Annotated in this window: 17 protein-coding genes; 5 read left to right on the forward strand and 12 right to left on the reverse strand. The window is 72.4% G+C overall.

Annotated features, from left to right (window positions below):
* Positions 1–217 precede the first annotated feature (217 nt).
* Complete coding sequence (locus tag EEJ42_RS25845) at positions 218–2,668, forward strand: DNA gyrase/topoisomerase IV subunit A (protein WP_123103400.1); 2,451 nt, start codon at positions 218–220, stop codon at positions 2,666–2,668.
* A gap of 93 nt (positions 2,669–2,761) precedes the next feature.
* On the opposite strand, the gene EEJ42_RS25850 is transcribed toward EEJ42_RS25845, so the two are convergent.
* Positions 2,762–3,097, reverse strand: coding sequence for a tetratricopeptide repeat protein (locus EEJ42_RS25850; RefSeq protein WP_246097377.1), 336 nt, complete (start codon positions 3,095–3,097; stop codon positions 2,762–2,764).
* Positions 3,098–3,326: 229 nt separating this feature from the next.
* On the opposite strand from EEJ42_RS25850, the gene EEJ42_RS25855 reads away from it, so the two are divergent.
* The 3 genes from EEJ42_RS25855 (at position 3,327) to EEJ42_RS25865 (ending at position 6,819) form a co-directional block, all read left to right on the forward strand.
* A complete protein-coding gene (locus EEJ42_RS25855; RefSeq protein ID WP_123103404.1) occupies positions 3,327–4,313 on the forward strand; it encodes a ferredoxin family protein in 987 nt (328 codons plus the stop codon).
* Positions 4,314–4,438: 125 nt separating this feature from the next.
* Positions 4,439–6,121 (forward strand): ATP-binding protein, encoded by a 1,683-nt coding sequence (locus EEJ42_RS25860; RefSeq protein ID WP_123103406.1) that lies wholly within the window; start codon positions 4,439–4,441, stop codon positions 6,119–6,121.
* Complete coding sequence (locus tag EEJ42_RS25865; RefSeq protein ID WP_123103408.1) at positions 6,118–6,819, forward strand: response regulator; 702 nt, start codon at positions 6,118–6,120, stop codon at positions 6,817–6,819. Before EEJ42_RS25860 ends, EEJ42_RS25865 begins: the two co-directional genes overlap by 4 nt.
* 39 nt (positions 6,820–6,858) lie before the next feature.
* Here the strand turns inward: EEJ42_RS25865 and EEJ42_RS25870 are convergent, their stop codons facing one another.
* The 6 genes from EEJ42_RS25870 to EEJ42_RS25895 form a co-directional block, all read right to left on the reverse strand.
* Complete coding sequence (locus tag EEJ42_RS25870; protein ID WP_123103410.1) at positions 6,859–8,466, reverse strand: solute symporter family protein; 1,608 nt, start codon at positions 8,464–8,466, stop codon at positions 6,859–6,861.
* The gene (locus EEJ42_RS25875) at positions 8,463–8,924 is read right to left on the reverse strand and encodes a DUF485 domain-containing protein (protein WP_123103412.1); all 462 of its coding nucleotides are present in this window, start codon (positions 8,922–8,924) and stop codon (positions 8,463–8,465) included. Before EEJ42_RS25875 ends, EEJ42_RS25870 begins: the two co-directional genes overlap by 4 nt.
* A 101-nt stretch (positions 8,925–9,025) precedes the next feature.
* Positions 9,026–9,730, reverse strand: coding sequence for a response regulator transcription factor (locus EEJ42_RS25880; protein WP_123103414.1), 705 nt, complete (start codon positions 9,728–9,730; stop codon positions 9,026–9,028).
* Complete coding sequence (locus tag EEJ42_RS25885; RefSeq protein WP_123103416.1) at positions 9,727–10,881, reverse strand: sensor histidine kinase; 1,155 nt, start codon at positions 10,879–10,881, stop codon at positions 9,727–9,729. Before EEJ42_RS25885 ends, EEJ42_RS25880 begins: the two co-directional genes overlap by 4 nt.
* A gap of 20 nt (positions 10,882–10,901) precedes the next feature.
* Positions 10,902–11,405 carry a DUF1453 domain-containing protein gene (locus EEJ42_RS25890; RefSeq protein ID WP_123103418.1) on the reverse strand — a complete coding sequence of 168 codons (504 nt, stop codon included), beginning with the start codon at positions 11,403–11,405 and terminating at the stop codon, positions 10,902–10,904.
* A gap of 160 nt (positions 11,406–11,565) precedes the next feature.
* The gene (locus EEJ42_RS25895) at positions 11,566–13,689 is read right to left on the reverse strand and encodes a DNA gyrase/topoisomerase IV subunit B (RefSeq protein ID WP_123103420.1); all 2,124 of its coding nucleotides are present in this window, start codon (positions 13,687–13,689) and stop codon (positions 11,566–11,568) included.
* 500 nt (positions 13,690–14,189) lie between these two features.
* Between EEJ42_RS25895 and EEJ42_RS25900 the strand changes: the two genes are divergently transcribed.
* Positions 14,190–14,420 (forward strand): DUF7455 domain-containing protein, encoded by a 231-nt coding sequence (locus EEJ42_RS25900; protein ID WP_123103422.1) that lies wholly within the window; start codon positions 14,190–14,192, stop codon positions 14,418–14,420.
* 196 nt (positions 14,421–14,616) lie between these two features.
* On the opposite strand, the gene EEJ42_RS25905 is transcribed toward EEJ42_RS25900, so the two are convergent.
* The 5 genes from EEJ42_RS25905 to EEJ42_RS25925 form a co-directional block, all read right to left on the reverse strand.
* Positions 14,617–15,441, reverse strand: a complete 825-nt coding sequence (locus EEJ42_RS25905) for a S1 family peptidase (protein ID WP_123103424.1) — start codon at positions 15,439–15,441, stop codon at positions 14,617–14,619.
* 239 nt (positions 15,442–15,680) lie between these two features.
* Positions 15,681–17,252: an RNA polymerase sigma factor gene (locus EEJ42_RS25910; RefSeq protein ID WP_184503277.1), complete on the reverse strand. Its 1,572-nt coding sequence runs from the start codon at positions 17,250–17,252 to the stop codon at positions 15,681–15,683.
* A gap of 507 nt (positions 17,253–17,759) precedes the next feature.
* Positions 17,760–18,710 carry a FadR/GntR family transcriptional regulator gene (locus tag EEJ42_RS25915; RefSeq protein WP_123103426.1) on the reverse strand — a complete coding sequence of 317 codons (951 nt, stop codon included), beginning with the start codon at positions 18,708–18,710 and terminating at the stop codon, positions 17,760–17,762.
* A 193-nt stretch (positions 18,711–18,903) separates the two neighbouring features.
* Positions 18,904–20,973, reverse strand: coding sequence for an ATP-binding cassette domain-containing protein (locus EEJ42_RS25920; protein WP_123103428.1), 2,070 nt, complete (start codon positions 20,971–20,973; stop codon positions 18,904–18,906).
* Between the two features lie 130 nt (positions 20,974–21,103).
* Positions 21,104–21,865: an NUDIX hydrolase gene (locus tag EEJ42_RS25925; protein ID WP_009714572.1), complete on the reverse strand. Its 762-nt coding sequence runs from the start codon at positions 21,863–21,865 to the stop codon at positions 21,104–21,106.
* Positions 21,866–22,120 lie beyond the last annotated feature (255 nt).

Below are 22,120 nucleotides of genomic sequence, written 5' to 3' on the forward strand. Positions count from 1 at the left end.
CCTTCGATCGCGTGTGGAGCGCGTGCGAACCGCTGTGATGAGCGCTTCTGTCACTGTATGCAACCGCACGGACATCTGGCGAAGTTCCCGTCACGCAAAGGTCCGGCCAAGGTCCCGCCGTGCCGTTCGGGGACGGCCCGTTCCACAGTTGTCGGTGGACGGGGCCACAATGGTCCGCGTCAGATCCCGCTCTGCCGTTGAAGGAGCCGCAAGCGCGATGGCCCGCCGCAGCACGAAGAGTCCGCCGCCGGACGACTTCGAGGAGCGCATCCTCGACATCGACGTCGTCGACGAGATGCAGGGCTCCTACCTGGAGTACGCCTACTCGGTCATCTATTCGCGCGCGCTGCCCGACGCCCGCGACGGGCTCAAGCCCGTGCACCGACGCATCCTCTACCAGATGAACGAGATGGGGCTGCGCCCCGAGCGCGGCTTCGTGAAGTGCGCCCGCGTCGTCGGCGAGGTGATGGGTAAGCTCCACCCGCACGGTGACGCGTCGATCTACGACGCGCTGGTGCGCATGGCGCAGCCGTTCTCGATGCGCCTGCCGATGGTCGACGGCCACGGGAACTTCGGCTCGCTGGGCAACGACGACCCGCCCGCCGCGATGCGGTACACCGAGTGCCGGATGGCCTCGGCGACGTCCCTGATGACCGAGTCCATCGACGAGGACACGGTCGACTTCTCGCCGAATTACGACGGCAGCGAGCAGGAGCCCGTCACCCTCCCCGCCGCCTATCCGAACCTGCTGGTCAACGGCACGTCCGGGATCGCGGTCGGCATGGCGACGAACATGCCGCCGCACAACCTGGGCGAGGTGGTCGCCGCCGCCCGCCACCTGATCAAGCACCCGGGCGCGGACCTCGACACGCTGATGCGGCATGTGCCGGGTCCCGACCTGCCGACCGGCGGACAGATCGTCGGGCTCAGCGGCGTCCGGGACGCGTACGAGACGGGGCGCGGCAGCTTCAAGATCCGCGCCACGGTGGCCGTGGAGGACGTGACGCCCCGCCGCAAGGGCCTCGTCGTCACCGAACTGCCCTTCACCGTCGGGCCCGAGAAGGTCATCTCCAAAATCAAGGACCTGGTCGGCGCCAAGAAGCTCCAGGGCATCGCGGACGTCAAGGACCTCACCGACCGTGCGCACGGCCTGCGCCTGGTGATCGAGATCAAGAACGGCTTCAATCCGGAGGCCGTGCTGGAGCAGCTCTACAAGCTCACGCCGATGGAGGAGTCCTTCGGCATCAACAACGTGGCGCTGGTGGACGGCCAGCCGCTCACGCTGGGGCTCAAGGAGCTGCTGGAGGTCTACCTCGACCACCGCTTCGACGTGGTGCGGCGGCGCAGCGAGTTCCGGCGCACCAAGCGGCGCAACCGGCTGCACCTGGTCGAGGGCCTGCTGGTGGCCCTGCTCGACATCGACGAGGTCATCCGCCTCATCCGGTCCAGCGAGAACTCGGCGCAGGCCAAGGAAACGCTGATGGACCGCTTCGACCTGTCGGACGTCCAGACGCAGTACATCCTGGACACTCCGCTGCGCCGGCTGACCAAGTTCGACCGGATCGAGCTGGAGTCGGAGCGCGACAAGCTCAACGCGGAGATCGAGGAGCTGACCCGGATCCTCGACTCGGACGCCGAGCTGCGCAAGCTGGTCTCCTCCGAACTGGCCACGGTGGGCAAGAAGTTCGGCACCCCGCGGCGCACGGTGCTGCTGGAGTCCGCCGACGCCCCGGTGGCCGCGGTGCCGCTGGAGGTCGCGGACGACCCGTGCCGCGTGCTGCTGTCCTCCACCGGGCTGCTGGCCCGTACGGCGAACGGCGAGCCCTTCGCGGGCGAGCAGACCAAGCGCAGCAAGCACGACGTGATCGTCTCGGCGGTCCCGGCGACGGCCCGCGCGGAGGTCGGGGCCGTCACCTCGACCGGGCGGCTGCTGCGGCTCCAGGTGATCGACCTGCCCCAGCTACCGGAGTCCTCCGCGACGCCGAACCTGGCGGGCGGGGCGCCGATCGCCGAGTTCCTGTCCCTGGAGGAGGGCGAGGAGCTGATCTGCCTCACCACCCTGGACGAGTCCTCGCCGGGGCTCGCCATCGGCACGGAGCAGGGCGTCGTCAAGCGCGTGGTCCCGGACTATCCGGCCCACAAGGAGGAGCTGGAGGTCATCGGCCTCAAGGAGGGCGACCGGATCGTGGGCGCGGTCGAGCTGCGCACCGGCGAGGAGGATCTGGTCTTCATCACCGACAACGCCCATCTGCTGCGCTATCCGGCCGGCCAGGTGCGGCCGCAGGGGCGGGCCGCGGGCGGCATGGCGGGCATCAAGCTCGCGCCCGACGCGAAGGTGATCTCGTTCACGGCGGTCGACCCGGCGGCCGACGCGGTGGTGTTCACGGTCTCGGGTACGCACGGCACGCTCGACGACTCCGTACAGCAGACGGCCAAGCTCACCCCCTTCGACCAGTACCCGCGCAAGGGGCGGGCCACGGGCGGGGTGCGCTGTCAGCGGTTCCTCAAGGGCGAGGACTGTCTGGTGCTGGCCTGGGCGGGCGCGGCCCCGGCCCGCGCGGCGTCGGCCACCGGCGCCCCGGTCCCGCTGCCGGAGCCCGATCCGCGCCGGGACGGCTCCGGAGTGCCGCTCACCAAGCCGGTGGCGGTGGTCGCCGGGCCGGTGTAGGCACGGCGGGAACGGACGATCAGGGGCGCGGCACCGAGAGGTGCCGCGCCCCTGCGCATGCGGCCACCGGAAGGGATGGGTGTGGCGCGGGGCTCAGTGCCCGGCGCCGTTGCGGCGGGCCCGCAGCTGCCGGAGCGCGACCCGGGCGCCGGGATGGCCGCGGTCGGCCGCCTTCCGGAAGTGCCGCTCCGCCTCGGCCGGGTCGCCGAGGTCCAGATGCAGGGTGCCGAGCACCACCAGCGCGGTGAGGTCCCCGGCGTCCACCGCCTTGCCGAGCCAGAGCAGGGCCTCCGGGTACGCACCGCGGTTGCCGAGCCCGATGCCGTAGACGGTCATGCCCTCCCGGTCACCGGCGAGCGCCGCCTGCCGGGCGAGCTCCTCGGGGATCGGCCGCCCCTCGGCGTACGCCGCCCGCACGCTCGCCCTCACCGCCGGATCCAGCCGCCGCGCCCCGCGCTTCCCGCGGCGTCCGCGCCACCGCGCCCACAGCCCGCACATCGGACCCCCCTCCGCCCCCCGGAGCGGCCATTCTCCCGCCGTCCCCGCCCCCGCGGAACAGGGTGCGCGCCCCCACAGGGAACCGGACCGTCCCGCTCCCCCGCACCCCGATTACCCCACCCGTGCGCGAAGTTGATCGACAGAGGTTAGGCTTACCTTCGTGAGCACGTGCACGACCGCTTCCCGGGATCTGTCCGAGCCGCTCGCCGGGACGGCGGCCACCGCCCCCACCTGGCTGCTTGTCGAACAACCGGGCCCCTGGGGCACCGAGGCCCTGACCGCCAGCCGCCTGGACCCCGCCGTGGGGCGCGCCCTGGAGCGCGCCGCCGAAGGCACCGGCGTCCGGGTCGCGCTGATCCGCCGGCCGGGCCGCCATGCCGACCTGCACGCGGGCAGCCGTCACCGGGTGTTCGTGGCGCACACCCGGCCCGGCCGCTCCTGGATCCGTACGACCGCCCTCGCCGACCCGGGGCAGCTGCTCGGCCTGGACTTCGCCGCGCTGGGCGCGGGCGACGCGGGCGGCCTTGCCGGTGCGGCCGACGACGCTCCCGGCGGCCTCCCCGGGGAGTGGGAGGAGTACACCGGCGCTCCGCTGGTGCTGGTGTGCACCAACGGCAAGCGCGACCGCTGCTGCGCGCTGCTCGGCCGCCCGCTGGCCGCCGAGCTGACCACCGCCGGGGTGGAGGGCACCTGGGAGATCACCCACATCGGCGGCCACCGCTTCTCGCCCACGCTCGTCGTCCTGCCGCACGGCTACGCCTACGGCCGGGTCACCGCCCAGGACGTCAAGGACACCCTCGCGGCGCTGCGCGAGAACCGGGTGGCCACCGAGGGCTGCCGCGGCCGCTCCGCCTGGGAGCGGCCCGGACAGGCGGCCGAGCTGGCGGTCCGCGAGCTGACCGGTGAGGACGGCGCCGACGCGCTGACCGTCGTACGCACCGAGAGCGCCGCCCCCGCCTGGTCGGTGACCGTGGCGCACACCGACGGCCGGGTGTGGCGGGTGAGCGTGGCGCAGGTGGCCGCCGCCCCGCCGCGGCCGCAGAGCTGCGGGTCGCCGCTGGGCTCCCCGGCCCGCATGGACGTGGTCGGCATCCGGGCCGTGCGGCCCGCGCGCGACGGACGGACGGTCAGCGCCGCCAGGCGCTGAGCGACCGCCCTCCCTGGGGGCTCTCCGATCATGCCGGACCCTCGCCCGGTCTCCCCCGCCGCGCGCGGGGCCGCCGGGGGTACTGGGGCGTGCCCTCGCCCTGCCCTTCGTTACCCTTCGTTGCCATGAGCGCCGCGATACCCCCGGGGCCGCCCTCCGCGGCCACAAGGTGGCGCATCGGCTGGCCCCGACGCGTCTTCTCCCAGGTGCTGCTGATGCAGCTGGCCATCGCCGCGGGCGTCACCGTGCTCGCGACCGGCCTCTTCCTGCGCCCGCTCGGCTCCCAGCTCGACGACCAGGCCATGCGCCGGGCGCTGTCCATCGCCCAGACCACGGCCTCCGAACCGCGGCTGGTCACGGCGCTCCAGCACACCCGGCCCAGCCGGGAAGGACCGGTCCAGGCCGCGGCGGAGCGCATCCGCCGGGCGACCGGCGCCGAGTACATCGTGATCATGGACCGGCGCGGGGTCCGCTGGTCGCACACCTCCCCGGACGAGATCGGCAAGCACGTCTCGACCAGCCCCGAGCAAGCGCTCGCGGGCCATGAGGTCATGCAGATCGACAACGGCACGCTCGGCCGCTCGGCCCGCGGCAAGGTGCCGCTGCGCGACAGGGACGGCCGCATCGTGGGCGCGGTGTCGGTCGGCATCGCGTACGAGACCGTGCGCGGACGGCTGCTCGGCGCGCTGCCCGGGATGCTCGCGTACGCGGGCGGCGCGCTCGCCGTCGGCGCCCTGGCGGCGTATCTGGTGTCCCGCAGGCTCCAGCGGCGCACCCATGACCTGGCCTTCTCCGACATCTCCGCGCTGCTCGCCGAGCGCGAGGCCATGCTGCACGGCATCCGCGAGGGCGTCGTCGCGCTCGACGCGCACGGCCGCATCCGGCTGATGAACGACGAGGCGCAGCGGCTGCTGGACCTGCGCGCCGAGGACACCGGACAGCCGCTGGAGGCGGTGCTGCCGCCCGGCCGTACGACCGATGTGCTGGCGGGGCGGGTCACCGGCGCCGATCTGCTGACCGTCAGCGGCGGCCGGGTGCTGGTCGCCAACCGGATGCCCACGGACGACGGCGGCGCGGTGGCCACCCTGCGCGACCGCACCGAACTGGAGCGGCTCGGCCGCGAACTGGACGGCACCCGCGGGCTGATCGACGCGCTGCGCGCCCAGGACCACGAGCACGCCAACCGGATGCACACCCTCCTCGGCCTGCTCGAACTCGAACTCCACGAGGAGGCGGTGGAGTTCATCACCGAGGCGGTCGGCGTCCACCGTGCCACCGCCGAGCAGGTCACCGAGCGGGTGCACGATCCGCTGCTGGCCGCCCTGCTGGTCGGCAAGGCCACGGTCGCCACGGAGCGCGGGGTGTCCCTGCGCATCGCCGAGGGCACCCTGCTGCCGGACCGGCTGGTGGATCCGCCGGGGCTGGTGACGATCGTCGGCAACCTGATCGACAACGCGCTGGACGCGGCGGTCGGTTCGGCCGAGCCGCGGGTCGAGGTGGAGCTGTGCGCGGACGACCGTACGGTGCTGCTGCGGGTCTCGGACACCGGGCCCGGCATCCCCGCCGACCGGCGCGACCTGGTGTTCACCGAGGGCTGGTCCACCAAGAAGCCGCCCGCGCACGGACAGCGCGGCATCGGGCTGGCCCTGGTGCGCCGCCTCGCCGAGCGCCAGGGCGGCAGCGCACGGGTGGCCGACCGTGACGGCGGCGGCGCCGAGTTCACCGTCGTCCTCCCCGAGGCGTTGACCCAGGAACCGGCCGGGAAACCGGCCGGGGCGCCGCTGACCGCGACAGGAGAGCCGCGATGACATCGGACACCGGCCCGGGCGGTCTCATCGAGGTGCTGGTCGTGGACGACGATGTGCGGGTCGCCCGCGTCAACGCGGCGTACGTCGGGAAGGTGCCGGGCTTCCGCGTCGCCGGACAGGCGCACACGGCTGCCGACGCGCTGGCCTTCCTGGAGCGCGGCCACGCCGATCTCGTCCTGCTCGACCACTACCTGCCGGACGAGACCGGGCTCGCTCTGGTGGGGCGGCTGCGGCAGCTGGGCCACCACACCGACATCATCATGGTGACCGCCGCCCGCGACATCGGCACCGTGCAGGCCGCGATGCGCAACGGCGCGCTCCAGTACCTGGTCAAGCCGTTCACGTTCGCCGGGCTGCGCGCCAAGCTGGAGGGGTACGCGGCGCTGCGCCGCGCCCTGGCGGGCGGCGGCGAGGCCGGGCAGGACCAGGTGGACCGGATCTTCGGCGCCCTGGGCGGCGCGTCGGCGGGCCCCGCCGAGCTGCCCAAGGGCCACTCGGCGCTCACCGCCGACCTCGTACGCGAGGTGCTGCGCGGCGCCGACGGCCCGCTGTCGGCCCAGGAGGTCGCCGAGCGCGCGTCGCTCAGCAGACAGACCGCCCAGCGCTATCTGAAGCTCCTGGAGCGCACGGGCCGGGTGCGGCTCAGCCTCAAGTACGGCGAGACCGGCCGCCCGGAACACCGCTACGACTGGGTCTGAGCCCCCCTCTGAGCCCCCTCCGGGGGGCGCGCGGCGCCCTCAGGCCGCGCCCGCCCCGGTGAGGGCCCGCACCTCCGTCTCCGCGTGCCGGGCCGCGTGCCCGCGGGCGTCCACGGCTTCGTCGGAGAGGACCGTGCCGAGCCAGCCGGCGAGGAAGCCGAGGGGAACCGAGACCAGCCCGGGGTTCTGGAGCGGGAAGAGGTGGAAGTCCACCCCGGAGAAGATCGCGTCCGGCCCGCCGGAGACCACCGGGGAGAACACCACCAGCACCACCGCCGGGACCAGCCCGCCGTAGACCGACCACACCGCTCCACGCGTGGTGAACCGCCGCCAGAACAGCGAGTACAGCAGCACCGGGAGGTTCGCCGAGGCGGCGGCCGCGAAGGCGAGCCCCACCAGGAAGGCCACGTTGAGGTCGTCGGCGAGCAGCCCCAGGCCGATCGCCGCCGCCCCGATCCCGACCGCCGCGACCCGCGCGACCGCGACCTCGCTGCGCGGTGTGCGGTCCTTGCGGCGGCTCAGCGAGGCGTACAGGTCATGGGCGACGGAGGCCGAGGAGGCGAGGGTGATCCCGGCGACGACGGCGAGGATGGTGGCGAACGCGACGGCGGCGACGATCGCGAACAGCACCGTCCCGCCCGTCGATCCGGCGCCCCCGCCGAGGTCGAGCGCGAGCAGCGGCACGGCCGTGTTGCCCGCCGCGTTGGAGCTGCGGACGGCATCGGTGCCCAGCACGGCCGCCGCGCCGAAGCCCAGCACGATCGTCATCAGGTAGAAGCCGCCGATCAGCCCGATCGACCAGATGACGGACCGGCGGGCGGCCGGGGCGGTCGGCACGGTGTAGAAGCGCGAGAGGATGTGCGGCAGGCCCGCGGTGCCCAGCACGAGGGCGACCCCCAGGCTCACGAAGTCCAGCCGGGCCGTCCAGCCGTCGCCGTAGGCGAGCCCCGGGGCGAGGAAGTCGCTGCCCCGCCCGCTGTGCCGCGCCGCTGTGCTCAGCAGGCTGTCGATGTCGCCGTGGAAGCGGACCAGGACGAGCACCGTGAGCGCCACCGCGCCGCCCATCAGCAGGACGGCCTTCACGATCTGGATCCAGGTCGTGGCCCGCATCCCGCCCAGCGCGACGAAGACCACCATCAGCGTGCCGACGCCGATGACCGTCCAGGACCGGGCCCGGGACCCCGTCTCGTCCAGCAGCAGGGCGACCAGGCTGCCCGCGCCGACCATCTGGGCGACGAGGTAGAGCACGCAGACGGTGACCGAGGAGACGCCCGCGGCGATCCGGACCGGGCGCTCGCTCATCCGCGCGGCCAGCACGTCGGCGAGGGTGAACCGGCCGCAGTTGCGGACGAGTTCGGCGACCAGCAGCAGCACCACCAGCCAGGCCACCAGGAAGCCGACGCAGTAGAGCACCCCGTCGTAGCCGAAGAGCGCGATGAGGCCGGAGATGCCGAGGAAGGAGGCGGCCGACATGTAGTCGCCCGCGATGGCGAAGCCGTTCTCCATCGGGGAGAACAGCCGCCCGCCCGCGTAGAACTCCTCCGGGGAGCCCTGCCGCCGGCGGCTCGCCCACGTGGTGATCGCGAGCGTGGCGGCCACGAAGACGCCGAAGAGCAGCAGCGCGAGGCTCTGCTGATTGCCGGTCACCGCCCGTGCCCCCGCATCATCTCCTGCGTCACCCAGCGCAGCTCCAGCGCGACCCGGTCCCTGCGCAGCCGGGCATGGCGGGCGTACGCCCACGTCAGCAGGAACGTGGTGGCGAACTGGGCGAGGCCCGCGACCATCGCGACGTTGAGCGACCCCGCCACCGGGCGGGCCATCACACCGGGCGCGGTCGTCGCCGCCACCACATATGCGAGGTACCAGAGGAGAAAGGCGGCGGCCGCGGGGAAGACGAAGCGACGGTAGCGCCTGCGCACCTCCTGGAAGGCGGCGCTGCCGTGCACCTCCGTGTACACCTCCTCGGCGGCGGGCGGGCGGGCGCGCCGGGGCGGACCGGCCGTCTCGTCCGGCTCGTCCGGCCCGCCCCAGCCGGAGGCGAGCGCGTCGTACCAGGGATCGTCCAGCCGGGCCGCCCCGGCATCGCGCGCGTTGTGCATGTCCACCCGAAAGCTCCTTGTTCACTGCCGCGTTGGCGTGCCCAAGGATGGACAGAGGGAGAAGATCCCGGATACTCCAATACCGGACGTTCACCCCATCAGGTGACTCAGGTGATGAACGACCCGGAATCGTCGTCCCGTGGAGCGGCAATGCCATGGCGGTAGGCGTAGCGCACGGCCTGGGCGCGGTCGCGGACCGCGGTCTTCGCGAACAGGTTGTTGATGTGCGTCTTCACGGTGGCGGGCGCGATCATCAGTCGGCGCGCGATCTCCGGGTTGGACAGCCCCTCGGCGACCAGCGCCAGGACCTCCGCCTCGCGGGGCGTGAGCCCGTCCGGCAGCGGCCCGGCGGCGGTTTCCCGCTGGGGCTCGACCCGGTCGGACCCACCTCGCTCCGCGAGTCGCTCCAGCAGCCGCCGCTGCACCTGGGGCGACAGCCCGGCGTCCCCCGACATCACGCCCTCCACAGCCCGGACGATCTCGTCGGCGTCGGCGTCCTTGGTCAGATAGCCGCGGGCACCGGCGCGCAGCGCCGGGAAGAGCGAGTCGTCGTCGGCGTAGGTGGTGAGCACCACGACCTGCGTGCCCGGATGCTCGGCGCACACCCGGCGCGTCGCCTCCACGCCGTCGCAGCGCGGCATCCGCAGATCCATCAGCACGACGTCCGGGGCCAGCTCGGCGACCAGCCGCAGCGCCTCCTCGCCGTCGCCCGCCGAGCCGACGACCTCGATACCGGGCAGCAGCCCCAGCAGCATCACGATGCCCTCGCGCACCACCGTCTGGTCGTCGGCCACCACGACCCGCGCGGTCACAGCGGCACCCGCAGTCGCACCACGAAACCCTCCCCGTCCGGACCCGCCTCCAGCGTGCCGCCCAGGAGTTCGGCGCGCTCGCGCATTCCGAGCAGACCGTACCCGGCTCCGCTGACGGTCAGACCGGCGGCGGCCGGTTCCGAGCGGGCGCCGCTGTCGCGGACCTCGAGCGAGACCGCGTGCGCGGCGTAGCCCAGCCGCAGCTCCACCCGGGCGCCCGGAGCGTGCTTGCGGACGTTCGTCAGCGCCTCCTGGGCGACCCGGCGGAGCGTGAGTCCCGCCTCCGCGGTCAGCGTCCGCGGCTCGCCCTCCCGTACGAAGCGGGCGCCCTCGGCCGCTGCCGAATCCCGCAGGAAGTCCTCGACGGGGGCCATCTCGCCGCGCAGCGCGGACAGCGCCTGCCGGGTCTCGGCGAGCCCGTCGCGAGCCATCCCCCGGGCGGCGACCACCCGGTCCAGCACCTTCGCGGAGTCCTCGCCGCGCTCGATCAGCAGCCGCGCCGCCTCCAAGTGGACCATCTGTGCGGACAGGCTGTGCGCCAGCACGTCGTGGATCTCCCGGGCGATCCGGGACCGCTCGGCCAGCGCCGCCGACTCGGCCTCCGCCCGCCGGGCCACCCGCTCCTGTTCGAGCAGCCGGTAGCCGGTTCCGCGGGCCTCCTCGTCCAGCCGGAGCGCATAGCCGCCGAGCACCAGGGCCCCGGCGGTGGCCGCCTCGCTGAGCGGGGAGTGGCCGCTCGCGAGCACATACGCCCCCGAGGCCACGGCCGCGCAGCCGAGCGCGACCGCCAGCGGAAGCCGTTCCATGGCGAGGATGGCGCTCACGACCCACACCGCGGCGGACGGGGTCCGCGCCCCGGCGGCGTGCAGCGCCGCACCCGCGGCGATCAGCACGGCGAGCAGCGTCAGGGCGGGGGCGAGCCGGTGGTCGAGGGTGACCCGGCGCAAGACCTCCACCAGGACGGCGCACCCGGCGAGGGCGCCGATCAGCACCACCCGCCCCCACCCCTGGAAGGCATCGTTCCGGAGGACGTCCACCAGCAGCCAGCCGGTCAGGCCCAGCCAGATGCCGCCGTTGATCAGCAGCCTGGTCCGGGGCACGCCCTCCCGCGACAGCGCCTGCCGCGAGGGCCACTGTGTCCATCCGCCCATGCGCCCAGTGTGCCCCGCGCTCACCGGCCGCCCGTGCCGTGGGCACCGGCAGCGCCCGGCACCGGCTCCAGCCCCCGCGCCCGCATCATGACGACGGCACCGCGCAGGAGCAGGGACGCCGCGAGCGACAGCATGAGGGGGCCGCTGCCCTGCGGTACGCCCGCCAGCGCGCCCACCCCCGCCAGCACCGCCCGGCACACCACGGCACCGGCCCACACCAGCGCGGTGGTCTTCGCACCCTGGGTCCAGACCGCGCCGGAGCCGTCCGTCCACACCCGGCTGGTCCACCCCCACCCGGCTCCGGTCGCCACCCCGACCAGGATCTCCACCACCAACAGCGCCGCGGCGGCCACGCGGTGGTCGTGATCGATCAGCCCGGGTTCGCGCAGGGCCAGGTAGCCGAGCAGTACGGGCATCACCCACCAGCGCCGCGCGTCCTCGGTCACCTTCTGCGGCCGGAACTGCCGTACGAGCACGATGACGACGACCGCGGCGATGAGCACGACCCGGGCGAGTTCCGGCATGACAAGAGCCTCCGTGGGGCGGGAACGACAACGCTCCCGACGCTACGGACGGGCCCGGCCACGGGGATCGGAGCCAGGGCGGATTCCGGGTGGACACCGTCTCTCCACCCGGGGTGGAGAGACGGCCGCCTCAGACGTCGCCTCGGACGCCTCAGACGCCTCAGACGTCGATGCGCGACCGGTCCAGGGTCGCCGCCGAGTTGGTGATGAACTCCTTGCGCGGCGCGACCTCGTTGCCCATGAGCAGGTGGAACGCCTGCTCGGCGGCCTCCAGATCGCTGATGTTGATGCGCCGCAGCGTGCGGTGACGCGGGTCCATCGTCGTCTCCGCGAGCTGGTCGGCGTCCATCTCGCCGAGACCCTTGTAGCGCTGGATGCCGTCCTTGTAGCGGACCCCACGGCGCTCCAGGTCCAGCAGCGTCTCCCGCAGCTCGTTGTCGGAGTACGTGTAGATGTACTTCTCCTGACCGCGCTTCGGGTTGACCAGCTCCACCCGGTGCAGCGGCGGCACGGCCGAGAAGACCCGCCCCTGCTCCACCATCGGCCGCATGTAGCGCTGGAAGAGGGTGAGCAGCAGACAGCGGATGTGGGCGCCGTCGACATCGGCGTCGGCAAGGAAGATCACCTTGCCGTAGCGGGCCGCGTCGATGTCGAACGTACGGCCCGAACCGGCCCCTATGACCTGGATGATCGACCCGCACTCGGCGTTCTTCAGCATGTCCGATACGGATGACTTCTGAACGTTGAGGATCTTGCCGCGGATCGGCAGCAGCGCCTGGAACTCGGAGTTCCGGGCGAGCTTGGCCGTACCGAGCGCCGAGTCGCCCTCGACGATGAACAGTTCGCTGCGGTCCACGTCGTCGCTGCGGCAGTCGGCCAGCTTCGCGGGCAGCGAGGAGGACTCCAGCGCGGTCTTGCGGCGCTGCGCCTCCTTGTGCTGGCGGGCCGCGATGCGCGTACGGGCCGCGGCGACGATCTTCTCCAGGACGGCGCGGGCCTGCTGCTTGGCGTCCCGCTTCCCGGACGTCAGGAACGCCTTCAGCTCCTTGGCGACCACGTTGGCCACGATCCGGGAGGCGGCCGAGGTGCCCAGCACCTCCTTGGTCTGGCCCTCGAACTGCGGCTCCGCGAGCCGCACGGTCACGACGGCGGTCAGGCCCTCCATGACGTCGTCCTTGACGACGTCATCCTCGGCGACGCGCAGCAGCTTGGCGGAGCGCAGCACCTCGTTGACGGTCTTGGTGACCGAGCGCTCGAAGCCGGAGACGTGCGTGCCGCCCTTGGGGGTGGCGATGATGTTCACGAAGGACTTGGTGGTGGCGTCGTAGCCGGTGCCCCAGCGCAGCGCGATGTCGACGCCCAGCTCCCGGGTGACCTCGGTCGGCGTCATGTGGCCGCGCTCGTCGAGGACCGGCACGGTCTCCTTGAAGGTGCCCTGCCCGGACAGGCGCAGTACGTCACAGACGGCCTTGTCCTGGGCGAGGTACTCGCAGAACTCGCTGATGCCGCCGTCGTAGCGGAACTCCTCCTCGACGGGCCCCTCCCGGCCGTCGAGAGCCCGCTCGTCCCGGACGACCAGCGTCAGGCCCGGCACCAGGAAGGCGGTCTGGCGGGCGCGGGCGTGCAGGTTCTCCAGGGAGAGCTTGGCGTCCTTGAGGAAGATCTGCCGGTCCGACCAGTAGCGGATGCGGGTGCCGGTGCGGGTCTTGGGAACCCGCTTCCCCTTGAGAAGACCGCCGGAGGGATCGAAGGGGGCGTCCGGTCCGGATTCGGTGAAGATCCCGGGAACGCCGCGCCGGAAGCTGATCGAGTGGGTCTTGCCGTCCCGGTCCACCTCGACGTCCAGGCGGCTGGACAGCGCGTTCACCACAGAGGCGCCGACGCCGTGCAGACCGCCGGAGGCCGCGTACGAGCCACCGCCGAACTTGCCGCCGGCGTGCAGCTTGGTCATCACGACTTCGACGCCGGACAGCCCGGTCTTGGGCTCGACGTCGACCGGGATCCCCCGGCCGTTGTCCCGGACCTCCACGGAACCGTCGTCGTGCAGATGCACCTCGATGCGGTCACAATAGCCGCCCAGGGCCTCGTCCACGGAGTTGTCGATGATCTCCCAGAGGCAGTGCATGAGACCGCGACTGTCGGTCGATCCGATGTACATACCGGGCCGCTTGCGCACTGCCTCGAGCCCCTCGAGGACGAGAAGGTGCCGCGCGGTGTAGTTGGAGCCGCCCCGGTCTGCTCCGGTCAGCAGCGCAGTGGACGGCACGGACGTGTCGGCGGTCACGCGGTTCGCTCCTCGCTGAATTTCTGTTGGCCCAACTGTGGGCACGATGGTGGCACGGGTCGCCCGTCAGAGCGTACCGAGGCCTGATAGAGCCTTCGTGCCGCCACCCGTGAAACGTCCATCCTAGTCCAGCCCGCCCCAGTTTCGCTCGTACGTTCGATAGCCCGTTTGGCGTGAAGCACACATCACGTTCCCTTGGAGGCATGAACCATTTAGGCTCCGGGCACGTCCTCATTCACAACCGGCAACCCGGCCGGGAGGACAAAACCCGACAAGCGACGTGAATCCGTAAACCAACGCAATACGGCTCATTCGCCGCCAACCGTCATCATCCGGCCCACTCAGAAGCAATTTTTGAGAAANGGCTCATTCGCCGCCAACCGTCATCATCCGGCCCACTCAGAAGCAATTTTTGAGAAAAAGCCACGAGCGGGAACGATATCGGGCTGGTTGGATGTTGACCCTGGTACGACAGCTCGTCGAGCTAGAGAAGAGGCGACGTGACTACTGTTCTGACCCCCGCGAGCCCGCTGACGGCCGCTGACCGCTGCGACCGCTGCGGCGCCCAGGCATACCTGCGCGTCGTCCTGATGAGCGGCGGTGAACTGCTCTTCTGCGCCCACCACGGTCGCAAGTTCGAGCCGGAACTCAAGAAGATCGCCGCGGAAATACAGGACGAGACCGAGCGGCTGACCGCCGCTCCGGCGTCTGCGTCGGACGACGAACGCTGACGCCTCGCGCCACGACGACGAGCGAAAACCGGCCAAGGGCCGGACGTCGGGCGGCCCGCCCCAGCCAGGGGAGGGCCGCCCGCGCTCGTCGCGGTGTGTCGCGACCCGCTGACGCCGTCCTGCCCCCAGGACCCCGGTTCCGGTCCCTCCCGGGCCTCTCGGCGGGCCCGAGGCACCCTCTCGGCCGTCTCAGCCATTACGCGGCCACCAGCGACACCACCGCCGAGATCCGGGTGTAGACGCCCGGCCGCCCGGCCACCGCACAGCCACTCCCCCACGACACCAGGCCCACCAGTCGTCCGTCGGCGACCAGCGGACCTCCACTGTCCCCCTGACAGGCGTCCCGGCCGCCACCCGGAACCCCGGCGCAGACCATCGAAGCCGACTGGTAATCGCCCTCCGCGTTTCCGGGGTAGGCGCTCCGGCACGTCGCGTCGGTCAGGACGCGTACCGCCGTGGCCCGCAGCGTCAGCGCATAGCTGCCGTCACCGTCCGTATCACCCCAGCCGTACACCAACGCCTTGCTCCCGGCCCGGTACGCCGGATCCCCGGCCCGCGCCATGCGGATGACGTAGGCGGGCGGCAGCGGCCGCCCCAGGGTGAGCACCGCGATGTCACCGGCCCGGTCGTCGGACTGGTACGCCGGGTTGACCCACACTTTCGCGGGCGCCATCTCCACCCCACGGGTCCCCCGCAGATCATTGCGGCCGACGATCACCCGCAGGTCCCGCACCTCCTGCCACTTCTTGCCCAGCACCGCCCGGCTCAGGCAGTGCGCCGCCGTGATGACTTTCGTGGGGGTCACCGCCGCACCGCCGCAGAACTGGCCCGAGCGCTTCGCCCCGAACAGCTCACGGCTGGCCAGCGCGACAGCCCAGGGCGCCTCGGCCGTACGAACCCGATGCCCGCCCACCACGGCACGTTCGGCCGTCGCCGGGGCGGGCGCGAGCAGCAGCAGCGCGAGCGCGGCCGCGAGCAGCACGGCGAGGCGGGCGGGGAACGAGGGCAGCGACTTACGCATGCAGCCTCCTGACCGTACGGATCGAGTCGCCTACCTAGCGTCACCCCGCCCGGCGCGATCCGCATCCCGGAGGGGGCCAACCGGGGCGGGCTGCCCTGGGCCAACCGGGTGATTCGTCCCCGGGCAGCACTTCCCGCAGACAGCGCTTGGGACAGACAGCGCTTGGGACAGCACGAAGGCCGGGCCCTCCGAGGAGGCCCGGCCTTCGTGCTGGCGCTATGCGGTGCGGAAGCCGCCCGTCAGTCCAGGTAGTCCCGGAGGACCTGGGAGCGGGACGGGTGGCGCAGCTTCGACATGGTCTTGGACTCGATCTGGCGGATGCGCTCACGCGTCACGCCATAGACCTTGCCGATCTCGTCGAGCGTCTTCGGCTGACCGTCGGTGAGGCCGAAGCGCATGGACACCACGCCCGCCTCGCGCTCGCTGAGCGTGTCGAGCACCGAGTGCAGCTGCTCCTGGAGCAGGGTGAAGCTCACGGCGTCGGCCGGGACGACGGCCTCGGAGTCCTCGATGAGGTCACCGAACTCGCTGTCCCCGTCCTCACCCAGCGGGGTGTGCAGGGAGATCGGCTCACGGCCGTACTTCTGGACCTCGATGACCTTCTCGGGGGTCATGTCCAGCTCCTTGGCCAGCTCCTCCGGAGTGGGCTCACGGCCCAGGTCCTGGAGCATCTGGCGCTGCACCCGCGCGAGCTTGTTGATGACCTCGACCATGTGCACCGGGATACGGATGGTGCGGGCCTGGTCGGCCATGGCACGCGTGATCGCCTGGCGGATCCACCAGGTGGCGTACGTCGAGAACTTGTAGCCCTTGGTGTAGTCGAACTTCTCGACGGCGCGGATCAGACCGAGGTTGCCCTCCTGGATCAGGTCCAGGAAGAGCATGCCGCGGCCCGTGTAGCGCTTGGCCAGGGAGACCACCAGACGGAGGTTGGCCTCCAGGAGGTGGTTCTTGGCGCGGCGGCCGTCCTCGGCGATGATCTCCAGCTCGCGCTTGAGCTTGGGGGCGAGCTTGTCGGAGTTGGCGAGCTTGTCCTCGGCGAAGAGACCGGCCTCGATCCGCTTCGCGAGCTCGACCTCCTGCTCGGCGTTGAGCAGCGGGACCTTGCCGATCTGCTTCAGGTAGTCCTTGACCGGGTCGGCGGTGGCGCCGGCCGCGGCGACCTGCTGCGCGGGAGCGTCGTCCTCGTCCTCGTCGGAGAGCACGAAGCCCGCATTCTCCGGCTCCGGCTCGGCACCCTCGGGGGCCGGCTTGCTGCCCGTCGGCACTTCCTCGATGACGTCCTCGGCCTCGAGGATCTCGTCGGTGACGTCCTTCTTGGCGGTGGTCTTCTTCGCGACCGTCTTCTTCGCGGCGGTGGTCTTCTTCGCCGCCGTCTTCTTGGCGGTGGTCTTCTTGGCGGCGGCCTTCTTCGCGGGGGCCGCCGACGCCTCCTCGGCCGGGCCTCCCGCGGCGGTCGCGGGAGCGGCCGGAGCGGCCGGAGCCTTCTTGGCAGCGACCGTCTTGGCCGCGACGGTCTTGGTGGCGGTGCGCTTTGCCGGACTCTTCGCTGCGACGCTCTTGCGGGTGCGCTTGGGCGCCTCTGCGGCACTGACCATCAGCGTCACACCCTCCTCGTCGAGGATCTGGTTGAGGCTGCGCAGAACGTTCTTCCACTGGGTTGGCGGAATCTGGTCAGCCTCGAAGGCCCGACGCACGTCATCGCCGGCAATCTGCCCCTCAGCCTTTCCCCGCTCGATGAGCGCCATGACAGACTCGGATTCGGCGATCTCCGGCGGGAGCGTACGGGATGTGCTGGCCGACACGAACAACCTCTCGGAACGTTGGAAACGGCTTCCGGCCCCGTCCGCTGTGGACCGGAGCCGACGACCGCCGGCAGGGATGAACCGACGGCGCGCGGGCGGAGTGCGGAGGAGTACAGCGTCGCGAGCGACATCCGTATTCCCTCCGCGGCTGCCACCTCTTTAATCATCGCGCTGCCCCAAAGAGCGTTACGCCCAATCGTCGTGGCCCGAGTCACACCACATATCGGTCCTAATACCCACCCAACGGGACAGATAACTCCGAGTCGATCACGCGCCGACTCCCGGGCGGCCCTCCTGGTCCGCCCGTACTGCGTCTCATGTCACGTCCCGCACTCCACGTCTCCGCGCCGCTGCCACGCTCCGCGCCGTCGCCGGGCTCCGCGCCGCGCCGCCGAACCCGCGGGCGGGATCCGGCGACGCCGCTCCGTACGCCGTACGCCGCCCGTCGCCGGCGGTCCACCGCCCACGGCATGCCATACGCCGTACACCCCGGGCGCCGTACGCGCCGCGGGGTCAGTGCTCGCGCGGCGCGGGCACCCCGACCTCGGCGTGATCGAGATCCGGGTGGACGGTCAGGAGTTGGCGCATCGCCCCTTCGGCCGCGGCGGCGTCTCCCGACCCGACCGCCTCGACGATCCGGCGGTGGTGGCCGACGCTCGCCTCGGTGAGCCGTTCACAGCCGCTGGCCGGCGCGCCGGAGACATGGAGGGCGGCGGCGACGATGCCCGCCAGGTGCTCCAGCATCCGGTTGCCCCCGACCTGGAGCAACAGGGCGTGGAACTCGGCGTCGGCGCGGGAGAACGTGAGGGTGTCGCCCTGGGTCAGCGAGTGCCCCATGATCTCCGCCATGTCGGCCAGCCGCTGCTGCACGTCCTCGCGGCCGTGCCCCGCGGCGAGGCGCGCCGCGAGCGGCTCGATCGTCCAGCGCAGCTCGCACAGCTCGCGGCGCTGGTCGTCACGCTGCGGCCCGAAGGCGCGCCACTCGATGATGTCCGGATCCAGCAGGTTCCAGTCGCTGACCGGGCGGACCCGGGTGCCGACGTTGGGGCGGGCACTGACCAGGCCCTTGGCCTCGAGGACGCGCAGGGATTCCCGGACGACGGTGCGGGAGACCTCGAAGCGCTGGCCGATCTCCTCCGGGACCAGCGGGCGGTCCGCGCCCAGGTCGCCGGAGACGATCATCTGGCCGAGCTGCTGAACGAGTTGGCCGTGCAGCCCGCGGCCCCGGTTGCCGGCCGCGCGGCGGCCCACCCGGCCGATCTCCGCGTCCGCGCCGTCCCAGGAGGGGGCGCTGCCGCGGTCGGCGCCGGGGGCGTCGGCGTAGGAGTAGCGGTCAAGCTCGCCCGAGCCGGCGAGGCCGGAGTCGGCGGGGCGAGCCGCGGTCATGGTGGTGTGCGCAAGGGTACTCACGCATCCTTTGTCGGCGACGCTCCGGAGACCCTTGAGGTCTTTGGTGAAAAGCACACGAAAGGGTGATCGCCCATTACCTCACAATTGACGCTGATTCGGACAGAAAGCAGCACCCTTCACCGGAGTTGCGACCACTTCATGAGCAGCCCCTGCGCAACCACCGACGAGCCGCTCCCGGGGCACAGGAGCCGGTCCGCGAGCCCCTGCCGCGGACCGGCCCCTGCGTCCCGGTCCGCGGCGGGGCCGTCTACTGGCGGGCCCTTCTGCCGCGCAGCCCGGTGAGGGCGTAGGCGAACAGCAGCACCGCCACCGACAGCATCAGGGCCTGTCCCACGGGCTGACCCGCGAGCCGCAGCACGGCCGCCACCCCCCGGTTGACCATGGACGGCGGACGGTCCAGCGCCACGGCGCGCAGCCGGTGCGGCAGCCCGACGAGCGAGTGCAGCGACGGCTCGGCCATCGCGCGCCGGACCACGGGAACCGCCAGGAGCGGCACCGCGAGGAGCGTGGCCAGCCCGAGAGCGGTGGACCGGAAGACGCCCGCGGCGAGCAGTCCGGCCCAAGAGCAGCCGATGGTGAGGCCGAAAACGCTCGCCATCAGCACCGGCCAGTCGCTCGGGAGCGGCACCGCGTTCCCGCCGACGAGCAGCAGGAGCGCCGCGCTGTCGAGGACGATGGCGCCGAGCGACAGCAGCGTGGCACCGACCGCGCAGACGACGAATTTGGCGGCGAGCAGACCGATCTGTTGCGGTACGGCGTCCCGGGCGGGGGCCAGCGCCGGATAGCGGAACTCGTCGCCGAAGGCCAGGGCGCCCAGCAGCCCGGCGGCGATCGCGATGGGCGGCAACGGAAGGTCGGCGGGCCAGCCGGTGAGCCGGTGCAGCTCCCCGGCACCGCCCTCGCGGGCCAGCAGCACGGAGGCGAGGAGCGAGAGGGCGAGCGCCGCGGCGCCGATCAGCCAGCTGGACCGCACGCCGGTGGCGCGGCGCAATTCGTACCGCATCGGCCAGGCGGGGCCGGGAAGCCGGAGCCTGTGGAGCACCCGGGGCGACGAGGCCTCGGGGTCGCGGGCGCGGGCTCCCGCGGGGGTCGCGGGTCCCAGGTCGGCGGTCTCCTCGACCAGCCGGTGCACCACGATGCCGTGGCGGTAGGCGGCCTCGCCGACGGAGGCGCTGGGGAGGCCGTAGACGGAGATGCGGGTCTCGTCGTCCCGCACCACCGAGAACGGGTCGGCGACCGACTCCTCCTCGTCCTCGGGCTCCGCCTCGACCGCCGCGGCGCTCACGGGGGCAGAGGCACTCGCGGCTGCGACGCCGGACCCCGGGACAGGCACGGGGGCGGGCACAGGCACGGTGACGGACTCGGCATCCGCCTCGGCCGCGCCCACTCCCGCGGGCGCGGTGTCGCCCTCGGCCTGCGTCGTGTCCTTGGCACGGCCGAGGCCGCCGAGCCTGGACTTGGCCTTGAGCTTGATCCCGGCCTTGGCCTCGCCCTCGGCAACGGCCTCTTCCGCCTGGGCGCGGGCCGCCGCTTCGGCCGCCGCCGCACGTTCCGCGCGCCGCTCGGCCTCCGCCGCCTCCCGGGCGGTGTTCGCCTCCTCCTCCAGGACGGCGGCCAGCCGTCCGGCGAGCGGTGAGCGGACGACGACGCGGGGGCGCAGCCGGGTACGGGCGAACTCGTCGACCGACTGATCGGCCACCAGCCGACCCTCTTCCAGGGTGAGGACGCGGTCGGCGACGCGGGCCACCCCTTCGGCGTCCTCGGTGGTGATCAGCACGGCGCCGCCCTGGTCGGCGAATCCGCGCAGCAGTCCGTTGAGCCAGTCGGTCTCACGGGCCGACAGGCCCCGGGCCGGTTCGTCCAGCACGAGGGCGTGCGGGTCTCCGAGCAGCGCTGTGGCGATGCCGAGGCGGCGCTCCATCCCGAGGGCCAGATCGCCGAGGCGCTCGTCCGCCAGATCCGTGAGGCCGACGACGTCGAGGACGACATCGGCGCGCGCGGCGGGCACCCCGGCGGCGGCACCGAGCATTCTCAGATGACCGCGCACGGTGCGCCCCGGATGTCCCGGGACATCGTCGAGGAGGACGCCGATCTCACGGGCCGGGCGCCGGATGCGATGCAGGGGGCGGCCCCGGAAGAACGCGGAGCCATGGCCCCGGTCGAGCTGCAGCAGCAGCCGCAACGCGCTGGTCTTCCCGGCGCCGGGACCACCGAGCAAGGCGGTGACACGGCGCGGCGGGGCCTCGAAGGTGAGATCGTCGATGGCGGGCGCGTGGTTGCGGCGGCGGGCGCTGGTCAGTCCGGTGGCCTGGATCATGGCTTCTCCCGCGGGGCATGGAACCGCTCGGTGGCACGTGGGGACTGGTGACGTACCGGAGCACGGTAACCCGCTATGTCCTATTTCGTCGGCACATACACCCCCTGACGAGTCGTCGTGTCACAGGCCTTCACACCTCGGGACGAAGCATGGGCGGATTGAGCAGCGTGGCGCCCCCGGCCCGGAACAGCTGGGCGGGGCGGCCACCCTGACGGGTCGTCGTGCCCCCGGTGGGCACCAGGAATCCCGGGGTTCCGGTGACTTTGCGGTGGAAGTTGCGCGGATCCAGGGCCACGCCCCACACCGCCTCGTACACCCGGCGCAGCTCGCCGACCGTGAACTCCTGCGGGCAGAAGGCGGTGGCCAACGAGGAGTACTCGATCTTGGAACGGGCGCGCTCGACGCCGTCCGCCAGGATGCGGGCGTGGTCGAAGGCGAGCGGGGCGGCCAGGTCCGCGTCCCGGCTGAAGGCTCCTTCCTGGTCGAGCAGCGACTCCACCGGGGCCCAGCGGACGCTGTGGGCGTCGCCCCCGGGCCGGGGCGCGGGCAGGTCGGGCGCCAGCGCCAGATGTGCGACGCTGACCACCCGCATCCTGGGATCCCGCTTCGGGTCGCCGTAGGTGGCGAGCTGTTCGAGGTGTGCGGCGTTCGGCGGGACCGGAAGCGCCGGGTCATGGGCGTGCAGCCCGGTCTCCTCGGCGAGCTCCCTGGCCGCGGCGGCGGTCAGGTCCTCGTCGGCGCGTACGAAACCGCCGGGCAGCGCCCATCGCCCCTTGAAGGGTGGCTCGCCGCGACGGACGGCCAACGCACACAGCGCGTGCCGCCGCACGGTGAGCACGACCAGATCCACGGTGACGGCGAAAGCCGGGAAGGCCGATGGGTCGTAGGGCATGACACGATCATAGTCGTCTGCCTGACGATAATCAGGCCGTTGAGCATGATCGGCGATGTTCCGGAAAGCGCTCTCCCAGGCGTTTTCCCGTTCGGCGTTCGCACCTCCTTCCGCATGGGGTGATCACCCCGTGGCATCCCTGACGGTCCGTCCGGCGCCGCCCGTGGTCAGCGGCGGCTGCGCGTGCCGCGCCCGCCCGACCTGCGCCGGGTCCGGGCCCTGCCCTCCGGCCGCCGCCTGGCAGCGGACGCGCCC

It is taken from the genome of Streptomyces botrytidirepellens (genome assembly GCF_003721215.1).
In the GTDB taxonomy this organism is placed as follows: Bacteria; Actinomycetota; Actinomycetes; order Streptomycetales; family Streptomycetaceae; genus Streptomyces; species Streptomyces himastatinicus.

Coding starts and splice junctions, on each gene's coding strand:
- EEJ42_RS25925 (WP_009714572.1), bottom strand. CDS start 21,865: ATGCCCTACGACCCATCGGCCTTCCCGGCTTTCGCCGTCACCGTGGAT.
- EEJ42_RS25860 (WP_123103406.1), top strand. CDS start 4,439: ATGAGCGCCGCGATACCCCCGGGGCCGCCCTCCGCGGCCACAAGGTGG.
- EEJ42_RS25920 (WP_123103428.1), bottom strand. CDS start 20,973: ATGATCCAGGCCACCGGACTGACCAGCGCCCGCCGCCGCAACCACGCG.
- EEJ42_RS25890 (WP_123103418.1), bottom strand. CDS start 11,405: ATGCCGGAACTCGCCCGGGTCGTGCTCATCGCCGCGGTCGTCGTCATC.
- EEJ42_RS25905 (WP_123103424.1), bottom strand. CDS start 15,441: ATGCGTAAGTCGCTGCCCTCGTTCCCCGCCCGCCTCGCCGTGCTGCTC.
- EEJ42_RS25865 (WP_123103408.1), top strand. CDS start 6,118: ATGACATCGGACACCGGCCCGGGCGGTCTCATCGAGGTGCTGGTCGTG.
- EEJ42_RS25885 (WP_123103416.1), bottom strand. CDS start 10,881: ATGGGCGGATGGACACAGTGGCCCTCGCGGCAGGCGCTGTCGCGGGAG.
- EEJ42_RS25845 (WP_123103400.1), top strand. CDS start 218: ATGGCCCGCCGCAGCACGAAGAGTCCGCCGCCGGACGACTTCGAGGAG.